Below are 21458 nucleotides of genomic sequence, written 5' to 3'. Positions count from 1 at the left end.
CAGGCATCCACATCAAATTCGCCAAATAACAGGCATCCGCGCCGGCAGTCCGAGCCAGCGCACCCTTGCGGCGCTCCAGAAAGTGCCAACCGCGTTGCGCAGCCGCATGGCATCAGACCCAAGCCAGCGCATCGCGAGAAGATTGCTATCTATGGCCGTCACGCCGCAGCGGATATCGCCCGCTGCCTCAGTCTGCGCTGCTTGGGCCTGAACGTCCCGCGCCCAGTCAAGATCGTCTGCGGCATCAGGCCGGGCAAACAACGCCGTCGCGAAACTGCTCACTCCACGAAGCCCGGAGGAAGCCGCAGCGTTGCCGGATGGGTCCGCCAACTCGAAACGGTCAGCCCAGACAAGGCGCCCGTCCCGCTTCAGGTCCCAATGCTCGCGATAGCGCCCGGACGCAAATGTCTCTCCCATCGCGCTCCGGCCAAGGATGGAAATGGCTCCGGCGAAGAGCGTGCTGTCAGAATCCAGATCGAACCGGACCCGTTGACGGAACAAAGCGCGATCGAACAGGATTGTGCCCTGCGGCAGCCATTCCAGGACGCCTCCTGCAGCAACCCGCATTGTCAGACGGTTTTCAGCCTCCACGCCGGAAGATTTGTAGACTTTCTCAGCCGCCTGGGCCGTCAGTGTCAAGCTGGCGCCTGAGCCGACATCGATATCCGTCTCATAAAGATCTCCGCCGACAATCCCGCCAGAGAGGTTTGCCAGAACGGCGGTCATGGGCTCTCCGACGCCAGGGCGCGGCAGCAAGATCCGCAACGGCTGGGCAGAGTAGAGGTCCGAGGTGACCGAGCGCCCGTCACCGCGTTTCACAGAAAGGCGTGCAGTTCCCGTCGTGCGGTCCAGCGGCACGGTTTCATCGGTACAAGCGAGCGCTAGACTCAATACATCTCCCCTTTTTTGCGAAAATAATCGCAAGCGCCGTGCCAAAGCGTACTCTGTTCCTGTTAGGAATTTTAGATGTTTGTTTTCAGATAGTTAGAAAACACAGCCAGGCTCCCCTCACTGACAGGTTACTGATAGCCGCCCACGCCACGGGCAAAACACCCAATCCTGCTCAAATGTTGGGCAAAGACGCTTCTTCCACCGCCCGTTGCTTTATCCATGCCTCAAGCTTTGGGCGATAATCCGCCATCTCCTCAACGACAGCCTTATGGTGATGAAGGCTATCGCGATATTCCAGTACCCGCACCGGAATATCGACATGAAGACCAAGCAGCGGTATGAGCAGGTCAAGCCAGCATAGCGTCACTGGAAAACCGCAATCCCCCAAAGTAAGCGTGGAGGATGGGGGCGCCTTCTCCAGCAAATGTCCAAGGCTCTCCAGCCGGTCCACCAGAACGCCCATATGATGCCTTGCTTCGAAGCCGCCCCGTTTGCATTCAGGGATATACTGAAACAAGGCCCGAACGGCAGGCTCGAGCCGCGTGTCATGATAACGGGAGCGCTCCCGAACGGTTGCCCGGCTGGCCGCTGTGTCCGGCAGCATCGGGGGCTCGGGATGCACTTCATTGAGGTATTCGGCGATGGCCTCGGAGTCGGCTAGTAACAGGCTCCCGTCCCTCAGCGCAGGCAGATTTCCGGCGGGAACGATCTGTCTGTATTCGATCGATCCATAGCCACCCGGCGGCAGTACTTCTTCCCAAGCGAGCTGCTTGTGCCGCAGCAAAATCCGCAACTTAGCGGAATAGAGACTGACAGGGATGGTATAAATCTGAAGCATGATCGATCCCAACAGATTTCGCGTCACCAGACAACGCTTGCTGAAGCCTGCCGCCGGCGACCTGATCACATTTTGTGCGCCGCAACATATTTAGACATCTCCGATTACTCAAAGTGACCCGATGTTCTCGGACGAAGGTACAACAGCACTGATCATCGGCATCGCGAACGATCTATCGATCGCCTGGGGGTGTGCAAAAGAGCTGGAAGACAGCAGTGCTAAGCTCGACATCTACGATATCCAGGCTGGATCGCCTATTTCCAATAAGCAATCTCCACCAATCTTGAGTTTTCAACCCATTACGTAGACACTTGCAGACATTCAGCTGATCTCAGGCCTTCAGCGGAGAAGGAGTGCCATCTGTTCCAAAGCATGAATAAAAACATGAAACAACGACGGTCGCCCAGTTTCGGAAATGCCCCTTTACTGCGCTTTAAGCCATACCTGCCCGTCTTATGTAAGGTCAGGACATGAGCACCAACCCGATACGCCCCTCCAACGTAAAAAGCGTCAGTGGTCATCAAGCCCGGTTGGTTTTCATCGTTGCTGCATTTCTTGGGCTGACCATTGGCATCGGCGAGTCTGTTCTTGAGTATTTCGGACTGCGGTCAAGCTTGTTCGAAACAACGGAAAAGGCATTACAGGCGTTTGAGAAGACCGCGTCTTTTGCCGTCGTTAGCCAGGACCTTGAGTTGGCCACGCAAATCGCCACCGGCCTGCTGCATTTCGAAGCAATCATATCCGTCGAACTAATGGACCAAACCGGCGCCGTTCTCATCAGCGAAGAACGCACACTGACGCCCGAGGAAGACCGCTGGGGTCCGACCCTCTTTCCCACAATCACGCATGCTGAAGCTGTTGAACTCCGCGATCCGGCCGAACCAGGCGTCACGGTAGGGTTTCTTCGGATTCAAGCGTCCTCTTGGCAGGTATCGGAGGAGTGGGAGAAACGTCTCGTCGTGGCTCTTCTTTCCATGATGGCCGGCATTGCTGCGCTCGCCGCTATACTGTTCTTTATCTCACAACGTTATGTGACCCGGCCTCTGCTAAAGCTAGCCGACGCCTATCGGCATCTGAATGCAGACGCCCCAAAGCAGAGCCCGCTGCCAAAAGCCAGCGATTACGATTTTCTGGAATACCGGGAAATCGCAGCCAGCGGCGCCCGCCTTATGCGCGATATCACCCGCAATACCGAAGTGAGGGACCTCACAGCCAGCGAGCTGTTCAGGAGCCAGAAACGGTTCCAGGACTTTGCTGAAATCTCGTCGGACTGGTTTTGGGAAACCGATCGTGACGGAGGCATCAGCTACATTTCCGCCAGCTTCACCAAAACCCTTAACAAACGTAGTGGAGAGATCTACGGCCGAACTCTAGAGGAAACCGCCTCCGAGGACGCCAACACGGCGAAATGGAAAGGTTTCAATGAGATCATCGAACAACGCCGGCAGTTCCGCGATTTCCGGTACGATATAGAGTCACAGCCTGGCGTTCGCAAAACCGTCAGCATAAATGGCAGGCCGTTCTACGATGAAGCTGGAACCTTTATCGGATATCGCGGAACCGGCGCTGACGTTACCAACGAGCGACTCATTGCCGAAGCCCGAAACGAAGCCTTGCAAAGAGCAGAAAACGCGAACCGGACCAAATCGGAATTCCTGGCGACGATGAGCCACGAGTTCCGGACGCCATTGAATGCCATCATCGGCTTCAGTTCCCTGCTCACGCTACCAAACACCAGAGCTATGGCAGTGGAACGCCTGACAGAGTATTCCGGAGCCATTCATGAAAGCGGCCAGCATATGCTGGAGTTGGTGAACGATATTCTAGACATCTCCGCCATCGAAGCTGGCAAGCGCACCCTGACGCTTGAAGAAGTCGGCATCGGCGCTGTCTTCACACATAGCATCTCGCAAGTGGAAGGTCTGGCGAAGGACAAGGCTATTGCGATCTCAACTTCAGTCGAAATGGCATCTGACCTGATGATCGCGGATGAGCGTTCGGTTCGGCAAATCCTCCTGAATTTGCTGTCCAATGCCGTGAAATTTACCCCTGCCGGCGGGAAAATCCGCTGTACAGCGGAAGCTGACGGAAGCGAGATTATTTTCCGAATTGAAGACAGCGGTGTCGGAATTTCAAAAGACCGGCTGCCGACAATCGCGGAGCCGTTCTCTCACTCATCCATCCATCCCCATGTGGCGAAGGAAGGCACCGGTCTGGGACTGTCCATTGTCCGGTCCCTGACACATTTCCTCGGCGGCACCTTCATGATCGACAGCGAAGTAGGTATGGGCACATGCGTGACGGTCATTCTGCCGCGAGTTGGTCAAGACACGTCGCTGACGCAGGATATGGACGCCACAGACTGACCTCTTTCAGACCGTCAGATGGCCGCGGACATCGTCTTCCGCGAGCGCCGTTTTCGCCCCCGAGAGCACAATCTCCCCACGGTCCATCACCGCGATTTCATCTGCCAGATCGCGAGCAAACTCAAAATATTGCTCAACCAAGATTACCGCCATATCCCCGCGCGCGGCCAACAGGGCTATGATCCGTTCGATATCCTTGATGATTGATGGCTGGATACCCTCAGTGGGCTCATCGAGAACCAGCAGGCTCGGGCGCAGCACCAATGCGCGTGCGATGGCGAGTTGCTGTTGCTGACCGCCGGAGAGATCACCGCCGCGCCGCTTCATCATTTTCTTCAGCACCGGGAATAGATCGAAAATCTCGTCCGGGATCGAACGCTTCGCGCGGGGTAAGGCGGCAAACCCGGATTTCAGATTTTCTTCGACCGTCAGCAACGGAAAAATTTCCCGCCCTTGAGGTACGAAGGCAACACCAGCAGAAGCCCGTCGGTGCACTGGCAGCGCCAACAGATCGATATCGTCCCAGAGGATGCTGCCTGCACTGGGACTTTCCAAGCCGGTCACCGCCCGCATCAAGCTGGTCTTGCCGACCCCGTTTCGCCCAAGAACGCAGGTGATCTTGCCACGCTCCGCAACAAGATCAATGCCCCGCAGCGCATGGCTGGCGCCATAGTGGAGATGCAGTCCCGAAACTTTCAGCATCTCAGCGCCCCAGATAGACTTCAATGACATGAGGATCATTCTGCACCTGATCCATGGACCCTTCGGCCAGCACCGACCCCTCATGCAGAACCGTGACCTTCACGCCGAGCGCGTGAACAAATGCCATGTCATGTTCAATAACCACAATGGAGCGCTCCCCTCGTAAATCCCGCAATAGCTCGACCGTTGCCTCGGTCTCGGCATCGGTCATTCCGGCCACAGGCTCATCGAGAAACAGAAGCTCTGGGTCTTGTACCAGCAACATGCCGATCTCGAGCCACTGCTTTTGACCGTGCGAAAGCTTGCCCGCCATCTGATCGCGCTCACCGGTAAGGCCAATCCGCTCCAGCGTGCTTTCGATCTTCGATCTGCGATCCGTGTCCAGCCTATCGAACAGGCAGGCGAAAGTGCCCCGGTCCGACTTGATGGCGAGCTCCAGATTGTCGAATACCGAATGGTTCTCGAACACACTCGGGCGCTGGAACTTCCGGCCGATACCGAGCGCGACGACCGCCGCCTCGTCCCGTTTTCCGAGATCGATATCGCCTTTGAAAATCACCCATCCCTCGTCCGGCTTCGTCTTGCCGGTGATGACGTCCATCATCGTTGTCTTGCCGGCACCGTTCGGCCCGATGATCGCCCGCATCTCACCCGGCTCGACGACGAAACTCAGGTTGTTCAACGCCTTGAAGCCATCGAAGCTGACCGTCACCCCGTCGACATAGAGCTGGGACTCTGAATATGAGGACCTTCCGGAAACGCTCATTGCCCGGGCTCCTCTGCAAGGGGTGAGGATGCAGGAGGATTCCGTTTGCCCATCCGCCGCTTCACCCAGTCAATCGCGGCAGGCAGGCTGCCGACGAGGCCTTTCGGGAAAAACAGAGTGACGGCGATAAACATGCCACCGAGCGCGAACAGCCAGATTTCCGGGATAACCCCTGTGAGCACGGTCTTGGCGTAATTGACCAGCACGCCGCCAGCGATCGCGCCGTACAGCGTGCCGCGACCTCCGATAGCAACCCAGATCACGGCCTCAATGGAATTGGCCGGAGCGAACTCGCCCGGATTGATGATGCCAACCTGCGGCACGTAGAGCGCGCCCGCAAGGCCAGCGATCATCGCGGAGAGCACGAAGACGAAGAGTTTGAAATTCTCCACCCGGTACCCAAGAAAACGGACCCGTGCCTCGTCGTCACGGATCGCTGTGATCAGACGACCGAGCTTGGAGGCGACGATGCTGCGGCACATCAGATAACACCCGGCCAGGGCGGCACATGTCGACGCCAGCAGCACAGCCCGCGTGTTATCCGATTGCAGATCGAAACCCAGCAGATCCTTGAAATCAGTCAGACCGTTGTTGCCGCCGAAACCCATATCGTTACGGAAGAAAGCCAGCATCATCGCGTAGGTCATCGCTTGGGTGATGATCGAGAGATAGACCCCGCTGACCCGTGAACGGAAGGTCAACCAGCCAAACACAAAGGCCAACAGCCCCGGAACGAACAACGCCATCACCACGGCGAATGGGAAGAAGTCGAAGCCGTACCAGTACCAGGGCAATTCCTTCCAGTTCAGGAAGACCATGAAGTCAGGCAACTCCGCATTACCGTAGACGCCCCGGTCGCCGATCTGCCGCATCATATACATACCCATGGCATAGCCGCCGAGACCGAAAAAGGCACCGTGACCGAGACTGAGAATGCCGCAGAATCCCCAGATAAGATCGATTGAGAGCGCCAGCATGGCAAAGCAGAGGTACTTGCCGAGCAGACTGACCAGATAAGTCGGTACATGAAGAGCCGAGTCCGCCGGGAGCGTCAGATTAAGGATCGGCACCAGGATCGCGATTGCGGCCAGAATGGTGAGCAGAATGGCGCTCGCCAATCGGCCCTTTCCGGGTTCCTGGGATTGCGGCGCATAGAGGCGTTGCAACAGCGACATGGCTCAGGACTCCACGGCACGGCCGCGCAGCGCAAACAATCCACGAGGCCGTTTCTGAATAAAAAGAATGATCGCCACCAGCACCAGGATCTTGCCCAGCACTGCGCCGGCCCATGGCTCCAGGAGCTTGTTCACGACACCGAGCGACATTGCTCCGGCAAAAGCGCCCCAGAGATTGCCGACACCGCCGAACACCACAACCATGAAGCTGTCCACGATGTACGCCTGTCCGAGATTGGGACTGACATTATCGATCTGGCTGAGGGCGACCCCCGCGATACCGGCAATGCCCGAGCCAAGACCGAAGGTCATGGCATCGACCCGGCCGGTCGGAATGCCCATGGCCCGCGCCATTTCGCGGTTCTGCGTGACCGCCCGCATCTGCAAACCGAACGCCGTCTTCTTGAGGACCAGTAGGACGGCGCCGAGCACACAGAGCGAAAACAGGATAATCCAGAGCCGATTATAGGTCAGCGTGATACCAGCGACGGATTCCATAGCACCCTGCATCCATTCCGGCGCGCCAACCTCCCGGTTGGTCGGCCCGAAGATAGAGCGCACGGTCTGTTGCAACACGAGGCTGATTCCCCAGGTCGCCAGCAGCGTTTCAAGCGGCCGACCATAGAGGAACCGGATACATCCCCGTTCCATGGCGATGCCGACAAGCGCCGACACCAGGAAGGCGGCTGGCAGAGCCACCGCGAGCGACCAGTCAAAGAGGCCCGGCGCCAGGGATCGGAACACTTCCTGAACGACAAAGGTTGTGTAGGCGCCGAGCATGACCATCTCGCCATGTGCCATGTTGATGACACCCATCACTCCAAAAGTGATGGCCAGCCCCATGGCCGCGAGCAACAGGACAGAGCCAAGGCTGATACCCTGATAGAGATGTTCGACAGTGCGCCACATTTGCAGCCTGCTCTCCATCGAAGAGAGCGTTTTCTCTGCAGTTGCCCGAACTCTTTCATCAGGTTCGCGCCAGACCTCACCGTCCTTTAGCAATAACCTGGAGAGCATGACCCGACTTTCCGGGTCTGTTCTGTCACCAAGGGACTGCACCGCCGCCAAGCGCTCTTCGGCACTCGCGGACTGCAACTTGATGGAGGCCTTCGCCAGTTGCAGCGCGTTTTTGACCGCCACATCCGTTTCCTTGGCCAGCGCCGTGTCGATCAATGACAGCATGGCCTGATCGCTCGACTTCAAAAGCCCGTCCGCGGCCTCTAATCGACGCTGCGGGTCCGGGCTCATCAGAGTCAGGGTGCCCATAACGGCTTTGACAGATGAGCGGAGCCGGTTGTTCGTTTTGACCCGCTTCACCTCACGCGATCCGACCGTTCCAAGTTCGGAACCTGTCAGGGGATCGATCAGGAGAAGCTTCCCGCCACTTGCCTTCCGGCCGATAACCATTTTGTCATCGCTCTTGCGCTTATAAAGGCCACGGCCGACCAAAGCTTCCAGGATAGGGACCACCTCAGGCGCGCCTGTCGCGACCATACGATCGACGACAGCTTGCTTCTTAGAAAGGCTCGCCGCACCGAGCTCGGTAACAAGCGACCCGAGATCTTCAGCGGCCAACGCACCGGAATGCGGCACCAGAACCGCAAGTGCCCAGAAAACCATTAAGAGCCGGAGTGCGCCCCCGCGCATCCATTGCCTTAAGGACATCAAAATTCCTTCCCATCCCTGCGCGTGGTTCAAACGGTTCCGGAGCGCGGGACGTCCCGCGCTCCGGTCCGGACATTTTTAGAAGCGCGGCGTCTCGCAGTTGCCGCAGACCCACGGATAGGTCCAGTCGGCGGTCAGCTTGGCGCTTTCCGGGATGAAGTCGGACCATGCATCGCCGATCACCACATCATCGGTGGCGGAGACGATTTCGAACTGTCCGTCCTCGAGGATTTCACCGATCAGCACCGGCTTGGAGAGGTGGTGGTTGGTGTTCATCACCGCGACACCGCCGGTCAGGTTCTTGACGGTCTGGCCGTACATCGCCTGGCGCACCGCATCGACATCGGTGGTCCCGGCCTGTTCGACCGCCTGCACCCACATCTTGAAGCCGATATAGTGAGCTTCCATCGGATCGTTGGTCACACGCTTCTCATCCTTGATAAAGGCGTGCCAGGCTTTGATGAACGCATCGTTCTCAGGCGTATCGACCGACATGAAGTAGTTCCATGCGGCGAGGTGGCCGACCAGCGGACCCGCATCGAGACCAGCAAGCTCTTCCTCACCGACGGAGAAAGCGACAACCGGAATGTCTTCCGCATTGATGCCCTGATTGGCCAGTTCCTTATAGAACGGCACGTTGGCATCACCGTTGATGGTGGAGACAACAGCGGTCTTCTTGCCCTGGCTGGCGAATTCCTTCACCTGAGCGACAATGGTCTGCCAGTCGGAGTGACCGAACGGCGTGTAGTTTTCCATGATGTCGGCATCGGCGATGCCCTTGGCATTCAGATAGGAACGCAGGATCTTGTTTGTCGTGCGCGGATAGACGTAATCGGTCCCGAGCAAGACGACGCGCTTCGCTTCGCCGCCCTCTTCGCCGAGCATGTAGTCAACCGCCGGGATCGCCTGCTGGTTCGGCGCGGCACCGGTGTAGAAAACGTTCCGGGAGGATTCCTCACCCTCATACTGTACGGGATAGAAGAGCATTCCATTAAGCTCTTCGAATACCGGCAGTACGGACTTGCGGGACACGGAGGTCCAGCAACCGAAGGTCACGGCTACCCCCTCCTTGGAAATCAGCTCACGAGCCTTTTCCGCGAAAAGCGGCCAATCGGAGGCCGGATCGACAACCACCGGCTCGAGCTGCATTCCGAGAAGGCCGCCTTTTTTGTTCTGCTCATCAATGAGCATCAACATAGCGTCCTTCAATGTGGTTTCACTGATGGCCATGGTTCCGGACAGCGAATGCAAGATACCGACCTTGATCGTATCCGCCGCTTGCGCCGCCCCCATGCCGGCCGTTGCAGCCAGCCCGAAGGCCGTTGCCGCAAGGGCGCTTTTCCACTTTGTGAGCTTCCCCATTTTTATTCTCCCAGGTTCAGGATTGTTGTTGCACCGCACAACAAACAGCAAGCGCTGTGCCACAGTTCCCGCACTAGGAATGAATCAAATAAAGTCGTTTTTTATCAATTTGATAGAAGAAGCAACCGACATAAGGAAAAATATAAAGTTATGAATTGGCCCGTTATATTTGCACCAATATTAAGCACTGCCTGTTTTTTGACCGAATGGTAACAGATCTCCACATTGCGACCCTTTCAGGAAGACAACTACGTATCCTTCTTGGGAATTCCAGCCCTCGCCATGGAGATGCTGCGGCGCAACTCTGCACTCTTCAAGCTTTGGCTAAACCCGCAAAATTCAGAGGTATCCAGACCTATATGAAAGAGCCGGAAGAGCGCGGTTCTCGACTTCTCAGAGAAGAAATCGATAAAATGCCAAGAAATATCAACGAATAATCAACAATGTGGCTGCACAGGCGGAATCACAAAGATATACTAATCCTCGCACATGGATTTGCCCGACAGAACGCCTGGGCTGCGCGGGGCCATTCGAAGAACATCAGGGGGCCGCTTAAATGTCTTTGAATATGTCTACGAAACTCATGGCGCTGGTTGTCTTTATGGCCACCGCGCTTTGCGCATTCGCCGGTTTTTCAATCTGGACGATGACCGCAGTTAAAAGTCAGGTAGACCAGATAATCCTGACCGACACACCGGTTTCTGTGCTGGTTGGTTCGATTGTCGAAAGCCAGCTCAAACAGGAAATGGCCCTTCATATCGCTATATCGATCGCCGGACAGGGACGCGGCGACGCGGCGGACGATTACATTGCGCAGTTTGTAGAACACGGCACCGCCGTCAACGAGCACCTCTCGTCAGTAAATCTGTTACTTTCACCGATTGTCGAAGCAGGTGGAGACCGCGGCATTCGCTATGCAGAAATCCAAAAGCTGCTGGCCGAGATAGAAGAAGCGCACGACCACATCACGAAGACCGGCAACACGGTTATTACCCAGCTCAAATCCTTGATCAAAGCTGCGGGGGGGCGCATTCCCCGACTGTCGCACCTCAGCTCTCATATGAACAAGATTGAAGAGACCCAGGTGATCGTCAGTTCACGTGTGCATGAGTTGCTGAACAAGGTCAATGTCCTGTCCCAGGGATCGGTCGAGGAGATCCAGAGCGCCGAGAATTTGGCGATCAGCAGCCTCAGCATCGCCGCAATCATTGCTGTCAGCCTCTCCCTGATCACCGGCATCCCGCTCGCCATCAGTATTCGCCGGCGCCTGAATGACGCGGTCAGGACCGTTGACAGGTTCGCAGCCGGCGACCTCTCCGTTCCGGTCAATGTCACTTCTTCAAGCGATGAAATCGGCCGCGTGCTGAAAGCGATCGATGCCATGCAGCAAAACCTGCAGGGCATGCTCGGCACCATCAAAACGGCTTCAGGCGGTGTCACCTCCGGCAGTAGCGAGTTGCGCCAGACCGCACAGCAGGTATCGGACGGCGTGAACGATCAGGCATCGAGCGTTCAGGAAACATCTGCCGCGATGGAGGAAATGACCGCCGGTATCCGACAGAACGCGAAAAACGCGGAAGAGACAGAGAAGGCATCCGAACGCATGGCCGGTGAGGCCGGGCGTTGTGCCGAAGCAATGACCCAGACCGCCGCCGCCATGAAGGATATTTCCGACAAGATACTCGTCGTCGAGGAAATCACCCGGAAGATCGAACTTCTGGCCCTCAACGCCTCCGTTGAAGCGGCTCGCGCCGGTGAACACGGACGCGGGTTCGCGGTTGTTGCGTCCGAAGTCTCCCGCTTGGCTGAAATCAGCAAGCAGGCCGCCAGCGAGATCCAGGATGCATCCGCAGACGGACGTGAAGCAGCCGAGAACACGAACCGTCTTTTGAACGATCTACTGCCGGAAATCACCCGGACGAAAGACCTGGTTCAGGGCATCACCGCCGCCAGCGAGGAGCAATCTGTCGGAGCGGACGAGATCAATGTTGCCATCCATCGCCTGAACACTGTTATTCAGCAGAATGCGGCGGCAGCACAGCAGATGGCGGCGACGTCCGGCGCCCTCGCCGGCCGGGGCCGTGAGCTGCAAGAATCCGTCTCACGCTTCAAATTGAGCGAAGGTGACGCACCGGCCAAACAGAAACCGGTAAGCAAAACCCCAGCCCAATCCGAAGCAAGAAGCGACGGAGAACGTTCCCCGGAACAGGACGACAAGATTACGTCAGGTGACTTTGGAAAATACTAATCCGGTCACGGCGGAGTTCGACGAACTCCGCCGTCTGGCGCATTATAAATTCGGGATAATCGTTCCAGCAAATGCGGAAAGTTTCCTGGATTCGCGCCTGCGCGCCTTCATGAGCCAGACCGGTCATGAATCCATTCCGGACCTTTTGCGTGACGCGCGAAGCGACGGGCGCGAGGACCTGCTGATCAATCTGGTCGAGCACCTTTCGACCAATCACAGCTACTTCTACCGGGAACCCGCGCACTTTGAATTCCTAGCCTCGACCGTATTGCCGGAACTTGAGAAGCAGCGGACAAAAGATATTCGTATCTGGAGTGCGGCTGCGGCGGCGGGCGAGGAAGCCTACTCGATCATCATGGCGATGCGGGAGTATTTCGGACCGCATTACCAGGATCTGGATGCAGGCGTCCTGGCGACAGATATTGCCAAGGCGACCCTGCGCCGGGGCGCCATCGGCGAGTACAGAGCTGAGGCTTTCCGCCATATGCCAATGGCCTGGCAGCAAAAATATCTAGAATTTCTCGGCGACAACACCTATCGCGTGGTAAAGCAGGTACGCGACGATGTGATGTTCCGTTGGCTCAACCTGACCGAACCGCTCGAAATGTTACGTGGCCGCTTTCATTTGATCTTGTGCCGGAACGTGATGATTTATTTCGACGATACGACCCGGGAAAACTTGGTGAAGAACCTGAGCTCGATGCTTGCGCCTGGCGGTTATCTCTTCATTGGCCATACAGACAACCCGGATCATGCACGAATTTATCTGGATCAGATCCGCCCCGCGATCTTCAGGAAGAAGGCCACTTGAGCGGACAAAACGGTATTCTCGTTGTCGCTTCGGACCCACTGCTTCGTAAGGTCGTGACGGAAACGATAACGCCCCTTATCGGTGATACCGAAGTCATCGCGGTGTCGCAGACGCGCGCCACGCCAGAGCGCTTGGCCGGAGCCGAGATCGTGGTGCTCGCCGCCCGAGACAACGACTATCCCAGCCTCAAAAATGTGTTCGAGCTGACCAAAGCCTGCGGGCGCCCGCTCCTGCTGGTCACAGCCGGAGAAAGCACGGAAGGCCGGACGGTTGCCGCACAACTGAAAATTCCGTCTGGGCAACTGATTTCCATTCCCGAGCTCGACATCCGCTCGGAACTCACGGCAGCCTCTTCCCGTATTGAGTCCGCCCTGCGTCAAGCCCGCATAGATCGCCCGCGATCCGCACAGGCGCCAGCCGCACCGCGCCCAGCGCCAGTGCGAGTACAGACATCCTCCGAGCCAGCGATGCAACGGCCGCCGGAAGATTTAGGAGCTCCTTATCTTGGTGTCGTGATCTGCATTGGCGCGTCTACCGGCGGCACCGATGCCTTGATGACCGTGCTATCGGGCCTCGATAAGAATTGCCCGCCGGTCGCCATCGTCCAGCATATGCCCAAAGATTATGTCGAGGATTTCGCAAAGCGACTGGATCAGTCATGTGCGATCGATGTGACTCTGGCCCACGACAGCCAGCCACTTCGCCCGGGTCTTGCGGTTGTAGCCCCAGGTGACCAGCAGTTCCGGCTGCGTAAGGGCAACAAGGGTATCTGGACTGCTCTCGGCGAAAACGAACGCATCGGCGGTCATTGTCCCGCGGTCGATGTGATGATGAAATCGGCAGCGCAGGAACTCGGCAAGAAGTCCGTCGGCGTGATCCTCACCGGCATGGGCCGGGACGGCGCCGAGGGCTTGCTCGAAATGCGTCGTCACGGCGCACGGACCCTGGCCCAGGACGAAGCCAGTTCCGTCGTTTACGGCATGCCCAAAGTAGCCTTCGAGGAGAAAGCGGCGGATACAGTTCTCCCGCTACAGAAAATCGCGGGGTGGATCTCCGGCGTCACGCTTAATCTGCCTAAATAAGGGCGCCTAGGCTCCGGCTATCGCAATCAGGGTTTCCGGATCGAGAACCAGCAGCGGCTGGCCCTCCCCCATGACCGTAGCGCCAGCCAGAACATCAACCGCGTTCAACGCCGGATGCAACTCTTTCATAAAGACTTCCTGACGCCGCTTGACCCGGGCCACGGCGACGCCAACCCTGCGCTGTGGCGTACCGATAATCACCACAGGGAACGCCGTCTGATTTGCAGCGACTTCGGGCGTTTCCCATCCGAGCATGGTTTCGATCGCGCGCACTGGCAGGAAACCGTCCCGGTGCTGAATGCCTGCGAACTCGCCGACTTCCTGGATCTGGCTGCGGGCAACCTCGATGACTTCGACGATGGAGCGTTCGGGCAAACCCAGATCCCGCTCACCATCGGTCACCACGACAATCCTTTGCAGAGCGGCCGAGACCGGGAAGCTGAGATAGAACTTGGTGCCTTCACCCTCCACACTGTCAATATCGATTGAGCCACCGAGCCGACGGATCGTGGTCAGAACCACATCCATACCGACCCCGCGGCCGGATGTTTCCGTGATTGCGGAAGCGGTCGAGAAACCGGGTGCGAAGATCAAGCGCTGGATTTCCCGCTCGGACATGCGTGCAGCATCCTGATCCGAGACCAGATTCCGTTCCATGGCCTTGGCCTTGATCCGGGTCGTGTTCAAACCGCGTCCGTCGTCAGCGATCATAATCTGCGCGACATTGCCGCTCTGTGTCGCCTTCAGTGTCAGAATTGCTTTCTGGGATTTGCCTAGATTCTGCCGTTCCTCCGGTGACTCAATCCCGTGATCCATGGCGTTTCGGATCATATGGACCAATGGTTCCATCAGGGCATCCACCATCGATTTATCGATCTGGATGTCTCCATCCTCGATATCGAGGTCGACCTGCTTACCGAGACTGCGCGCGAGGTCGCGTACCAGACGTGGCATGCGACCGAGCACAATGCTTATCGGCACCACACGCAGCTGCAGTGTCACAGAATGCAGCATCCGCAGTGTGGTTTCCGCTTTCGCGATCTGGCTTGCGAGAATCTTACCCGCATCGTCGATATGGCTGGCCGCGAACCGCAACCGCTCCGCCTTGCGCGCGCCGGTCTGCTTCGCAAGAGAGCGCAACTCAGCGATCGTGCTGGCAAATCCGGCTTCAGATGCTCCCTGCTCGATCCGGGAGATGCAGAGGCGCAACTCGGCCACAGTATCGAGATAGTTATCGACCAGTTCCGACGACACCCGGAGCGAACTTCCACCCGAGGCACGCGCGGCCGCTCCGCCCTCAGAACGCTCGGCCGGAACCTTGGCGTCGGCCGAAACGGGCTCCAAAACAGAAGATTGCGACGGCGGCGGGACAGGCGCAGCCTGCGGCGGCGGTGCGGGTGTCTGAATTGGCGCTGCCTGCTGTGCGGCTGCAGGTCTCGGCGCACTGCCGCCTCCGACGGTCCAGTCGTCGCCTACATGCATCACACCTTGCTCTGCCCCAGCAGTCGGTGCGGCAGGCGCCGGTTGTTGTGCGGGTGCCGGTTGCGCTGGAGCCATCTGGGCCGCTGCCCCTGCATTTTGCACTTCGTTGCTTGCCAGAATTTGCCACGACTGAAGAGCGGCACGCGCGCCGTCAATCGCCTGCACGGCATTCATCATCGGATCCGCCGGGCCGATAACGCCGACGAGGAACTGGTAGAGGTCCGGATGCGTATCGACCAGCACCCGGTTGGACATCACTTTTTCCTGATAGATCCGGCCCATGATCTGCTGCGTCGAGGTTGGACCGTCCGGCAGCATCGCCTGGATCTCGATGAGATTAGCGTTCGGCTGCTTCAGGAAATCCGCGATCTGCTGACGTGCGTCAGGCGACAGGCTGTTAAAAACCTCGTCGCCGAGAGACGTCCGCAACTCCGCCACCGCCGCTTCGGCGTTAGTGAGCAACAGGGCCATCTGATCCCGCAGCCGATCATAGGTACCGCGCAGCATATCGAGCGACGCTACATTCAGGCCTTCAATCCCGATCACCTGGCTCTCGCGGCGGATCTCCTCGACCACAGCCAAGGCGCCAGAGCGGTCCCGCCAGTCCGGCTCCGCAGTCAACTCACTGGAAAGTCGCGCCAAAGCGGAAATCCGCTGCACGCCGAGCGCGCGGGCAAGAATGCCGACAAGCTCCCAGTCCTTCGTGGTGCCACCGCCCGCTGAAAGCCGGTCGACCACTTCACGCGCTTCCCGAGAGATGTGAGGCGACATTGAATCGTCCACATCCTCCATCGATAGCCCCGAACTCGCGAGTTCCGACAGCAACCGCAGCCGATGCACGAAAATACAAAGCCCGCGCGTCAGCTCCGTCTTGTCGAGTGGATCTGAATCCCGAAGCAGGTCTACAATATCGCTCAGAACATCCGAAATGCCGAGATAGCCGACTTCGTTCGCCACCTCACGGATCGCAAGCACCGAGCCGGATATGGCCTGTGTATCGAGCGATTCCAGCGTCGGATTCTCCAACGCCTCCGCAAGCTGTCCAAGCTCGCTCCGCACCACCTCGTCAAACGGCCCTACCGTTTCCGGCTGGAATTCAGGCTCAGACGGATCTGCCGGTGCCTGAGAGACTTGCATCGACATCTGCCTCGCAGCGCCACCGTCGTTAGCCTCGACTGGCGCCTCCTGGACAGGAGGTGGTGGTGGAGGCGCAGGAGCAGGAGTGGTTGGGGCGGCTGGCGCTGGAGCCGGGGCCGGTTGTTGCTGGGCGGCCTGCGGCGCAGGCGCCGCAACAGCGCCACCGCTTTTCAACTGCGCCTTGGCCGCGGTCAGTTGCCCCACGAGCTGCATGTCGGCTGGCGCATCGCTTGTGTTAGCGATGCTCTGTTCACGCAAGGCAACAAGCGTATCGGCGGTCTGCAACAGAAGTTCGCGCGTCGCCTCGTCCGGTCGGGCTTCCCCGTTCCGGAACATATCGAGCAGATCCTCGGCGTGATGTGCGACAAGCTCAATGCCGGTAAGGCCAAGCGAAGCGGAAACACCTTTAAGGGAGTGCATGGCGCGGAACAGAGCGCTCATGGTCTCCCCGTTCTCGAGATCGGCCGCACTTCCGGAAAGAATATCTTCGATCTGACCAAGATAGTCCTCGCTCTCCTGCTCGAAGAGTTCCCACATCGCGCCGCCGGCGCCGTCGTCGAATCCGCTCATGCGCCTATCCTCTACCGTCGCCGGAGCGGACGAAATCCGGCACCATCTGGGCAATCAGTGCCGGCACGTCGATCACCTCATGGAACGCGCCCTTGTGAGAAATCACACGTGCCTGGGTGTCGTCGTCGGACGGCCGCACCGGGCTTTCATCAACAACGATACCCAGCACTGTCTCCGTCGCGATCGACCACTTCTGACCGTAATAATTCACAATGATATGGATGGTCTGCGCCTCGAACCCACCACGCGAGAGACGCAGAACGGGCATTACGGTGCCGCTGACCTCAATGACAGAATCCAGCTTCACACCCGGCCGCTTGGGCAGTGGTGTGGTCTCCACTTCGTCGATCGCCCTCTCGACCAAGCTGGAGTCGACTGCATACAGATGATCGCGGATGGTCAGCGCCATGTAGCGCTGACGCGGTCGTTCGACGATTTTTTCCTGCTCGTCGGCAAGTTTCATGGCGCGCTGATCCGAAATCAGCGGCAGGGCACTTTGCGCGTTGAACCAACGGTCCGGGTCGACGGCCTGGACCAGATTGCCGTCATCATCAAGATAGGCGTGCTGCGGCTGGTCGCTCGCCACAAGCCCCTTTGTTGGGTGGGCTGGATCGAAACTCCGGATTCCGATGATTTTCTGAACCGCGAGGCCGATCACCGCGTGGCCGCGTTGCAGGATGATGCACATCGGCAGATCGGTCTCAAGCTCGTTTGCCCCGGACCGGACCACCACCAGCGGTATAGGCTCCTTCCGGAGCACCATAACGCCAATATACTCGTCCGCCTCGCCCTCGATCGGTTCCATATTCTCGATCTCGACGACCTCACGGACACTCGATAGTCTCACGCCATAGCGGCGGCCGTCAGATTGGAAAAGCAGAACAGGAATCTTGTGGGTTTCGAGGACACTTTCCACGGCACTCATACCGACGCCTCCCCGGCTGCCGCGTCGGCCTGCATCAGGCGATTGATCGTATCGATGAGCAGGCTTCCACCGCTCGCATCAACATCCCGGCTGACGGAACCTGAGGGTTTACCGATCACCGCGTCGGCCCCCACCAACCTGGCTTCCACAGCCTTGGGCGATGCCGGATGGGTCAGCGAAGACAGCACAATGACTTTTGCTGGAGAAACTATCCGCAGCCGGCGCAGGCATTCGATCCCATTCATCACAGGCATCTCGATATCGAGCGTGACCACGTCCGGATTCAGTTCCTTTGCGAGATCAACACCCTCGCGGCCATTTTCGGCTTCTCCGACGACCTCAAATCCCTCTGCCCGATCAAGAATGGTCTTGATCGTCAGGCGGACCAGACGCGAGTCATCGACAATCAGAACCTTAGGCATGCGGAAACCATTTGCCAGGGGTGGAAACTATCTTCGAATCAAGGGGTTCATGGTTCCATATCGGCTTGGCTTTGCCTACCGGCAAATTGCCTGAAAACCAACGGCGAGGATGAAAATTTTGCATCCTGAGACGACCGGGCAAGCCATGACGAAAGCACCCATCCATTTCCTTGTCTCGAAGAACACGCGAGCACTTTGGATTTGTTGAAAGCAACGCGCCATCAAGCGCTTGCCCTCTGCCGACGGCTATAGGACGATAGGGACGAACCATGACACGCATTGCGATGGACATGACATGATGGAACAGAACGTATCCCCGAGCGGAACCCAGAACGGCTCCGGAGAATTGCTGGCCTGGCACTTCGTCGACGAAGCGCTGCGCGACGGTCGCCCGGTGCCGGCGGATGGAGAGAAACTCGCTCATGGCGCGGCGCCCTCTCTTTGCGTTTCCGGCCTGCATGCCTCGGAACGCATCCTCGATGCCCTGAAATATGCCCCCGGAAACACGATTTGCCGAGTCGAGTGCGAAGACCTCGCGACGCGGCAGGACGACAAACTGGTCTGCGCAACCCGCACTGTGCTGTGGCGTGTCGACGGCGAAGACCTGCTCCGGGAATTCGCCCGCAAGGTCGCGCTCGACGTCGCCGATCTCTGGGACATTCCGCCTGGCGTCCGCAAATTTCTTGAAACCGGAAATGAAAACTTCCGTGTCGCCGCCAGGGCCGAAGCGCGCGACCTGTCCCGCGCCTATGCCCGGGACGACAATGTCCCCGCCGCAGCAGCCGCCGAAGCCGCGCGTGCTGCGGCTGCCCGCACTCATGCCGCCCGGGCGACCGGGCTTGCCGCGGCCTGGGCCGCAAATCGGGCGCGTGGCGATGCCGAAACCTGGGCGCGCTATAACGCTATTCTGGAGGCTCTCGTCGAAACGGCCCGCACCGCCGAGGACAGTGACGACGAGTGGGGCGACTTCGCCGACGAACTCGAAATGGATATGGGCTGACACGCGGCGATCACTCACCCGAAGAAGCCGCAGCGATGCAGCTGCTCATGGAACTTCCGTAGAGTATTTGCCTGATCCTTGGGATCGGGAATTTGCGAGACCAGGTCCGCCTCGAAATTCGGCCGCTTCAGATGATTGACGATGATTTCGCGCGCCAGATTTGACGCTTTTCCCTTCGGCAGCATTTCCGGTTGCACCATGCTTACAAGCATGAAGGCGCGGACATGCAGCGGCCGATCCGACTTGTCGATCTTATCGAGAATTTTGCCGTCCACGATATAGGTCGCGAGCAGCTCGTCGATACGCGTGGTAAGTTGCTCTTTACGGTTATCCGGCAGAGCGGATTTGTTGATCTGGTTAAAGATCGACGTGACCTTAGCCATCTTCTTGTTCGGTGGCAGCTTTTCCCGCACCAGATGATTCACCGAGGGTGAACCGACCAGAAGCGCATCAAGATGATTGTCGATCTCTGCGCCAAGCACTTCGACGCCAAGTTTACTTTCCAACAGAGAAAGAAGATAGCCGGCCTTGCGCCCGGGATCGGCCAGCGTCGGCAAGACAGACGCCGCCGCCTCTTTCATACCTTTCTGGCCACCCTTGTTAATGATCGTCGACTGACGGGCGGTTACCGCCTCCGCCATGTCCGGGCCGCCAACGATGTTGATGTCCGGGATCAGCTTGTCCAGCAAACCGTGGAAGACTTCACGTTCCTCTTCCCGGTCCCCTTTGGAGAGAGGACTCAAGCCCTCAAGCTGGCGCCGGACACGATCCACCAGTATGGCCTTGCTTTCGGGAAGCTTGCCCGAACCGATAAGCCTGTTGAGCTGGATGTTCGTATAGGCGGGATGCTCGATTGTCAGCTCTTCCGGCTCCTCACCGATCGGCTCACCATTCGCGAAACAGATCATCGTGATCAGCGCGCTGGCAAGATCGCGCTGATGTCCCAGCATGTCGCGCAACACATCCGCATTGTGAAGGATATCGGAGATATAGATATCAAGCGCCGTGATCGTCGCCGGGTCCTCTGCGATCACCGCCCAATCGACAGCCTGCCCCAGTTTGCCGACGAAACTCCGGTTTTCGACAAGTTCCGTCGCGAGTGCAGATCTGATCAGATAATCGAGTTCTTCCGGTGCGGCAGAAGCCTTCAGCTCGGCCACGCCCTCATTGAGCCCAACATCCCGGATACGCGGCATCGGGCGCTGCAGGGTCTTCTGTGCCAGGTGATTGATCTGGTCGACATAAGCGAACAGCGTCTCGCGGCGCTCATTCGCGTTCGTGTCTTCCAACTTCGCCGCCTGGAAAGTCGCTACTTTTGCCACGGCCGAGAAAAGCAACGTGCCATCATCCAGCAGGCGCTTCATCTCACGCGCCGAATGCATGGCTTCAGTTGCCGTCAGGTTATGTTTGTCGAGGTAGGTCCGGAACAGACGATTGATCGTTGTCCGGCCATCCGTCGCATAAAAATCCTCAAGCGTGTAGCAGACCGGCGCATCGTCGATATTCTGGATGAAGACTTTCTCATCACCCTTCGGCTTGATCCGCTCGAAGAGGATGTCTTCCGGGCCCAGACTGTTGACCGGCTTGCCAGTATCTGAAACGACCCGAACACCCTCGATCCCGGCCTGGGAGAGGATCTTCATCGCTTCAGCTTGCGCGCTATCCTTGGATGTCTCGGTGGCCATTATTGACCACGATCCATCGCGCAGCGTCAGTATCTCGAATACTTTATTTGAACTACCAAACACGTGTGTACCCGCACTTACTTTCTGTCTTCAATCGGCCATTGAAGCGATATTCTCTCGCGAGTTTGGCCAATATTAGCGCGAATTTATTTCTAATAGAATCTTAACAGTCCTGCGTCTCAACTCAAGTGCGAATGCTACCAAATTGATGTCAGGGCATAACATGCAACTCTCGTGCCTGTTAACAGAAGGCTCAAAACTCCAATAAAAAGCAGTCAAAACGGCAGATATTGGTCGCCGCTCTTAAATCAGCTCATGCGCAGAAGGCAGG

17 protein-coding genes are annotated in these 21458 nt (G+C 57.9%); 6 read left to right on the top strand and 11 right to left on the bottom strand.

What is annotated here, in order from left to right:
* Positions 1-12 precede the first annotated feature (12 nt).
* Positions 13-891 (bottom strand): urease accessory protein UreD, encoded by an 879-nt coding sequence (locus ABJ076_RS20300; protein WP_348193117.1) that lies wholly within the window; start codon positions 889-891, stop codon positions 13-15.
* Positions 892-1063: 172 nt separating this feature from the next.
* Positions 1064-1729 (bottom strand): glutathione S-transferase N-terminal domain-containing protein, encoded by a 666-nt coding sequence (locus tag ABJ076_RS20295; protein ID WP_348193114.1) that lies wholly within the window; start codon positions 1727-1729, stop codon positions 1064-1066.
* A gap of 121 nt (positions 1730-1850) precedes the next feature.
* Here ABJ076_RS20295 and ABJ076_RS20290 point away from each other — a divergent pair, with 121 nt between their 5' ends.
* On the top strand, positions 1851-2036 hold the full coding sequence (locus ABJ076_RS20290) for a hypothetical protein (protein WP_348193112.1): 186 nt from the start codon (positions 1851-1853) through the stop codon (positions 2034-2036).
* A gap of 163 nt (positions 2037-2199) precedes the next feature.
* Positions 2200-4095, top strand: a complete 1896-nt coding sequence (locus ABJ076_RS20285; protein WP_348193109.1) for an ATP-binding protein — start codon at positions 2200-2202, stop codon at positions 4093-4095.
* A 6-nt stretch (positions 4096-4101) separates the two neighbouring features.
* Here ABJ076_RS20285 and urtE read toward each other — a convergent pair whose 3' ends face one another.
* The 5 genes from urtE to urtA form a co-directional block, all read right to left on the bottom strand.
* On the bottom strand, positions 4102-4797 hold the full coding sequence (gene urtE / locus ABJ076_RS20280; RefSeq protein WP_348193106.1) for an urea ABC transporter ATP-binding subunit UrtE: 696 nt from the start codon (positions 4795-4797) through the stop codon (positions 4102-4104).
* A gap of 1 nt (position 4798) precedes the next feature.
* Entirely contained in the window at positions 4799-5563 is a 765-nt protein-coding gene (gene urtD, locus ABJ076_RS20275; protein ID WP_348193104.1) for an urea ABC transporter ATP-binding protein UrtD, read from the bottom strand.
* Entirely contained in the window at positions 5560-6738 is a 1179-nt protein-coding gene (gene urtC, locus ABJ076_RS20270) for an urea ABC transporter permease subunit UrtC (RefSeq protein WP_348193102.1), read from the bottom strand. The genes urtD and urtC overlap by 4 nt, the downstream gene beginning before the upstream one ends.
* Positions 6739-6741: 3 nt before the next feature.
* Positions 6742-8403: an urea ABC transporter permease subunit UrtB gene (urtB, locus tag ABJ076_RS20265; RefSeq protein WP_348193099.1), complete on the bottom strand. Its 1662-nt coding sequence runs from the start codon at positions 8401-8403 to the stop codon at positions 6742-6744.
* Between the two features lie 78 nt (positions 8404-8481).
* Positions 8482-9696 (bottom strand): urea ABC transporter substrate-binding protein, encoded by a 1215-nt coding sequence (urtA, locus tag ABJ076_RS20260; protein ID WP_348193509.1) that lies wholly within the window; start codon positions 9694-9696, stop codon positions 8482-8484.
* Positions 9697-10321: 625 nt separating this feature from the next.
* On the opposite strand from urtA, the gene ABJ076_RS20255 reads away from it, so the two are divergent.
* From ABJ076_RS20255 to ABJ076_RS20245, 3 genes are read left to right on the top strand one after another with little or no spacing between them, the layout of a single operon-like run.
* Positions 10322-12013 carry a methyl-accepting chemotaxis protein gene (locus ABJ076_RS20255; RefSeq protein WP_348193096.1) on the top strand — a complete coding sequence of 564 codons (1692 nt, stop codon included), beginning with the start codon at positions 10322-10324 and terminating at the stop codon, positions 12011-12013.
* Entirely contained in the window at positions 11994-12824 is an 831-nt protein-coding gene (locus tag ABJ076_RS20250; protein WP_348193094.1) for a protein-glutamate O-methyltransferase CheR, read from the top strand. The genes ABJ076_RS20255 and ABJ076_RS20250 overlap by 20 nt, the downstream gene beginning before the upstream one ends.
* Positions 12821-13906, top strand: coding sequence for a chemotaxis protein CheB (locus ABJ076_RS20245; RefSeq protein WP_348193091.1), 1086 nt, complete (start codon positions 12821-12823; stop codon positions 13904-13906). The genes ABJ076_RS20250 and ABJ076_RS20245 overlap by 4 nt, the downstream gene beginning before the upstream one ends.
* A gap of 6 nt (positions 13907-13912) precedes the next feature.
* Here the strand turns inward: ABJ076_RS20245 and ABJ076_RS20240 are convergent, their stop codons facing one another.
* From ABJ076_RS20240 to ABJ076_RS20230, 3 genes are read right to left on the bottom strand one after another with little or no spacing between them, the layout of a single operon-like run.
* A complete protein-coding gene (locus ABJ076_RS20240) occupies positions 13913-17095 on the bottom strand; it encodes a chemotaxis protein CheW (protein WP_348193089.1) in 3183 nt (1060 codons plus the stop codon).
* A gap of 4 nt (positions 17096-17099) precedes the next feature.
* Positions 17100-18020, bottom strand: coding sequence for a chemotaxis protein CheW (locus ABJ076_RS20235; RefSeq protein ID WP_348193086.1), 921 nt, complete (start codon positions 18018-18020; stop codon positions 17100-17102).
* Entirely contained in the window at positions 18017-18442 is a 426-nt protein-coding gene (locus tag ABJ076_RS20230) for a response regulator (RefSeq protein WP_348193083.1), read from the bottom strand. Before ABJ076_RS20230 ends, ABJ076_RS20235 begins: the two co-directional genes overlap by 4 nt.
* Before the next feature lie 295 nt (positions 18443-18737).
* Between ABJ076_RS20230 and ABJ076_RS20225 the strand changes: the two genes are divergently transcribed.
* Positions 18738-19442: a hypothetical protein gene (locus ABJ076_RS20225; protein WP_348193080.1), complete on the top strand. Its 705-nt coding sequence runs from the start codon at positions 18738-18740 to the stop codon at positions 19440-19442.
* Positions 19443-19456: 14 nt separating this feature from the next.
* Here ABJ076_RS20225 and ABJ076_RS20220 read toward each other — a convergent pair whose 3' ends face one another.
* Positions 19457-21127 (bottom strand): hypothetical protein, encoded by a 1671-nt coding sequence (locus ABJ076_RS20220; RefSeq protein ID WP_348193078.1) that lies wholly within the window; start codon positions 21125-21127, stop codon positions 19457-19459.
* Positions 21128-21458: the final 331 nt, after the last annotated feature.

This window comes from Nisaea sp. (assembly GCF_039990255.1).
In the GTDB taxonomy this organism is placed as follows: Bacteria; Pseudomonadota; Alphaproteobacteria; order Thalassobaculales; family Thalassobaculaceae; genus Nisaea.
The sequence above is the reverse complement of the archived record's forward strand: the minus strand, read 5'-3'. Positions and strand labels throughout refer to the sequence as shown.

What these genes read in the sequence shown, in the direction of transcription:
- ABJ076_RS20290 (WP_348193112.1), top strand. Translation starts at nt 1,851, where the DNA reads ATGTTCTCGGACGAAGGTACAACAGCACTGATCATCGGCATCGCGAAC.
- ABJ076_RS20240 (WP_348193089.1), bottom strand. Translation starts at nt 17,095, where the DNA reads ATGAGCGGATTCGACGACGGCGCCGGCGGCGCGATGTGGGAACTCTTC.
- ABJ076_RS20225 (WP_348193080.1), top strand. Translation starts at nt 18,738, where the DNA reads ATGATGGAACAGAACGTATCCCCGAGCGGAACCCAGAACGGCTCCGGA.
- urtB (WP_348193099.1), bottom strand. Translation starts at nt 8,403, where the DNA reads ATGTCCTTAAGGCAATGGATGCGCGGGGGCGCACTCCGGCTCTTAATG.
- ABJ076_RS20230 (WP_348193083.1), bottom strand. Translation starts at nt 18,442, where the DNA reads ATGCCTAAGGTTCTGATTGTCGATGACTCGCGTCTGGTCCGCCTGACG.
- urtE (WP_348193106.1), bottom strand. Translation starts at nt 4,797, where the DNA reads ATGCTGAAAGTTTCGGGACTGCATCTCCACTATGGCGCCAGCCATGCG.
- urtC (WP_348193102.1), bottom strand. Translation starts at nt 6,738, where the DNA reads ATGTCGCTGTTGCAACGCCTCTATGCGCCGCAATCCCAGGAACCCGGA.
- ABJ076_RS20295 (WP_348193114.1), bottom strand. Translation starts at nt 1,729, where the DNA reads ATGCTTCAGATTTATACCATCCCTGTCAGTCTCTATTCCGCTAAGTTG.
- urtA (WP_348193509.1), bottom strand. Translation starts at nt 9,696, where the DNA reads ATGGGGGCGGCGCAAGCGGCGGATACGATCAAGGTCGGTATCTTGCAT.
- ABJ076_RS20285 (WP_348193109.1), top strand. Translation starts at nt 2,200, where the DNA reads ATGAGCACCAACCCGATACGCCCCTCCAACGTAAAAAGCGTCAGTGGT.
- ABJ076_RS20235 (WP_348193086.1), bottom strand. Translation starts at nt 18,020, where the DNA reads ATGAGTGCCGTGGAAAGTGTCCTCGAAACCCACAAGATTCCTGTTCTG.
- urtD (WP_348193104.1), bottom strand. Translation starts at nt 5,563, where the DNA reads ATGAGCGTTTCCGGAAGGTCCTCATATTCAGAGTCCCAGCTCTATGTC.
- ABJ076_RS20220 (WP_348193078.1), bottom strand. Translation starts at nt 21,127, where the DNA reads ATGGCCACCGAGACATCCAAGGATAGCGCGCAAGCTGAAGCGATGAAG.
- ABJ076_RS20255 (WP_348193096.1), top strand. Translation starts at nt 10,322, where the DNA reads ATGTCTTTGAATATGTCTACGAAACTCATGGCGCTGGTTGTCTTTATG.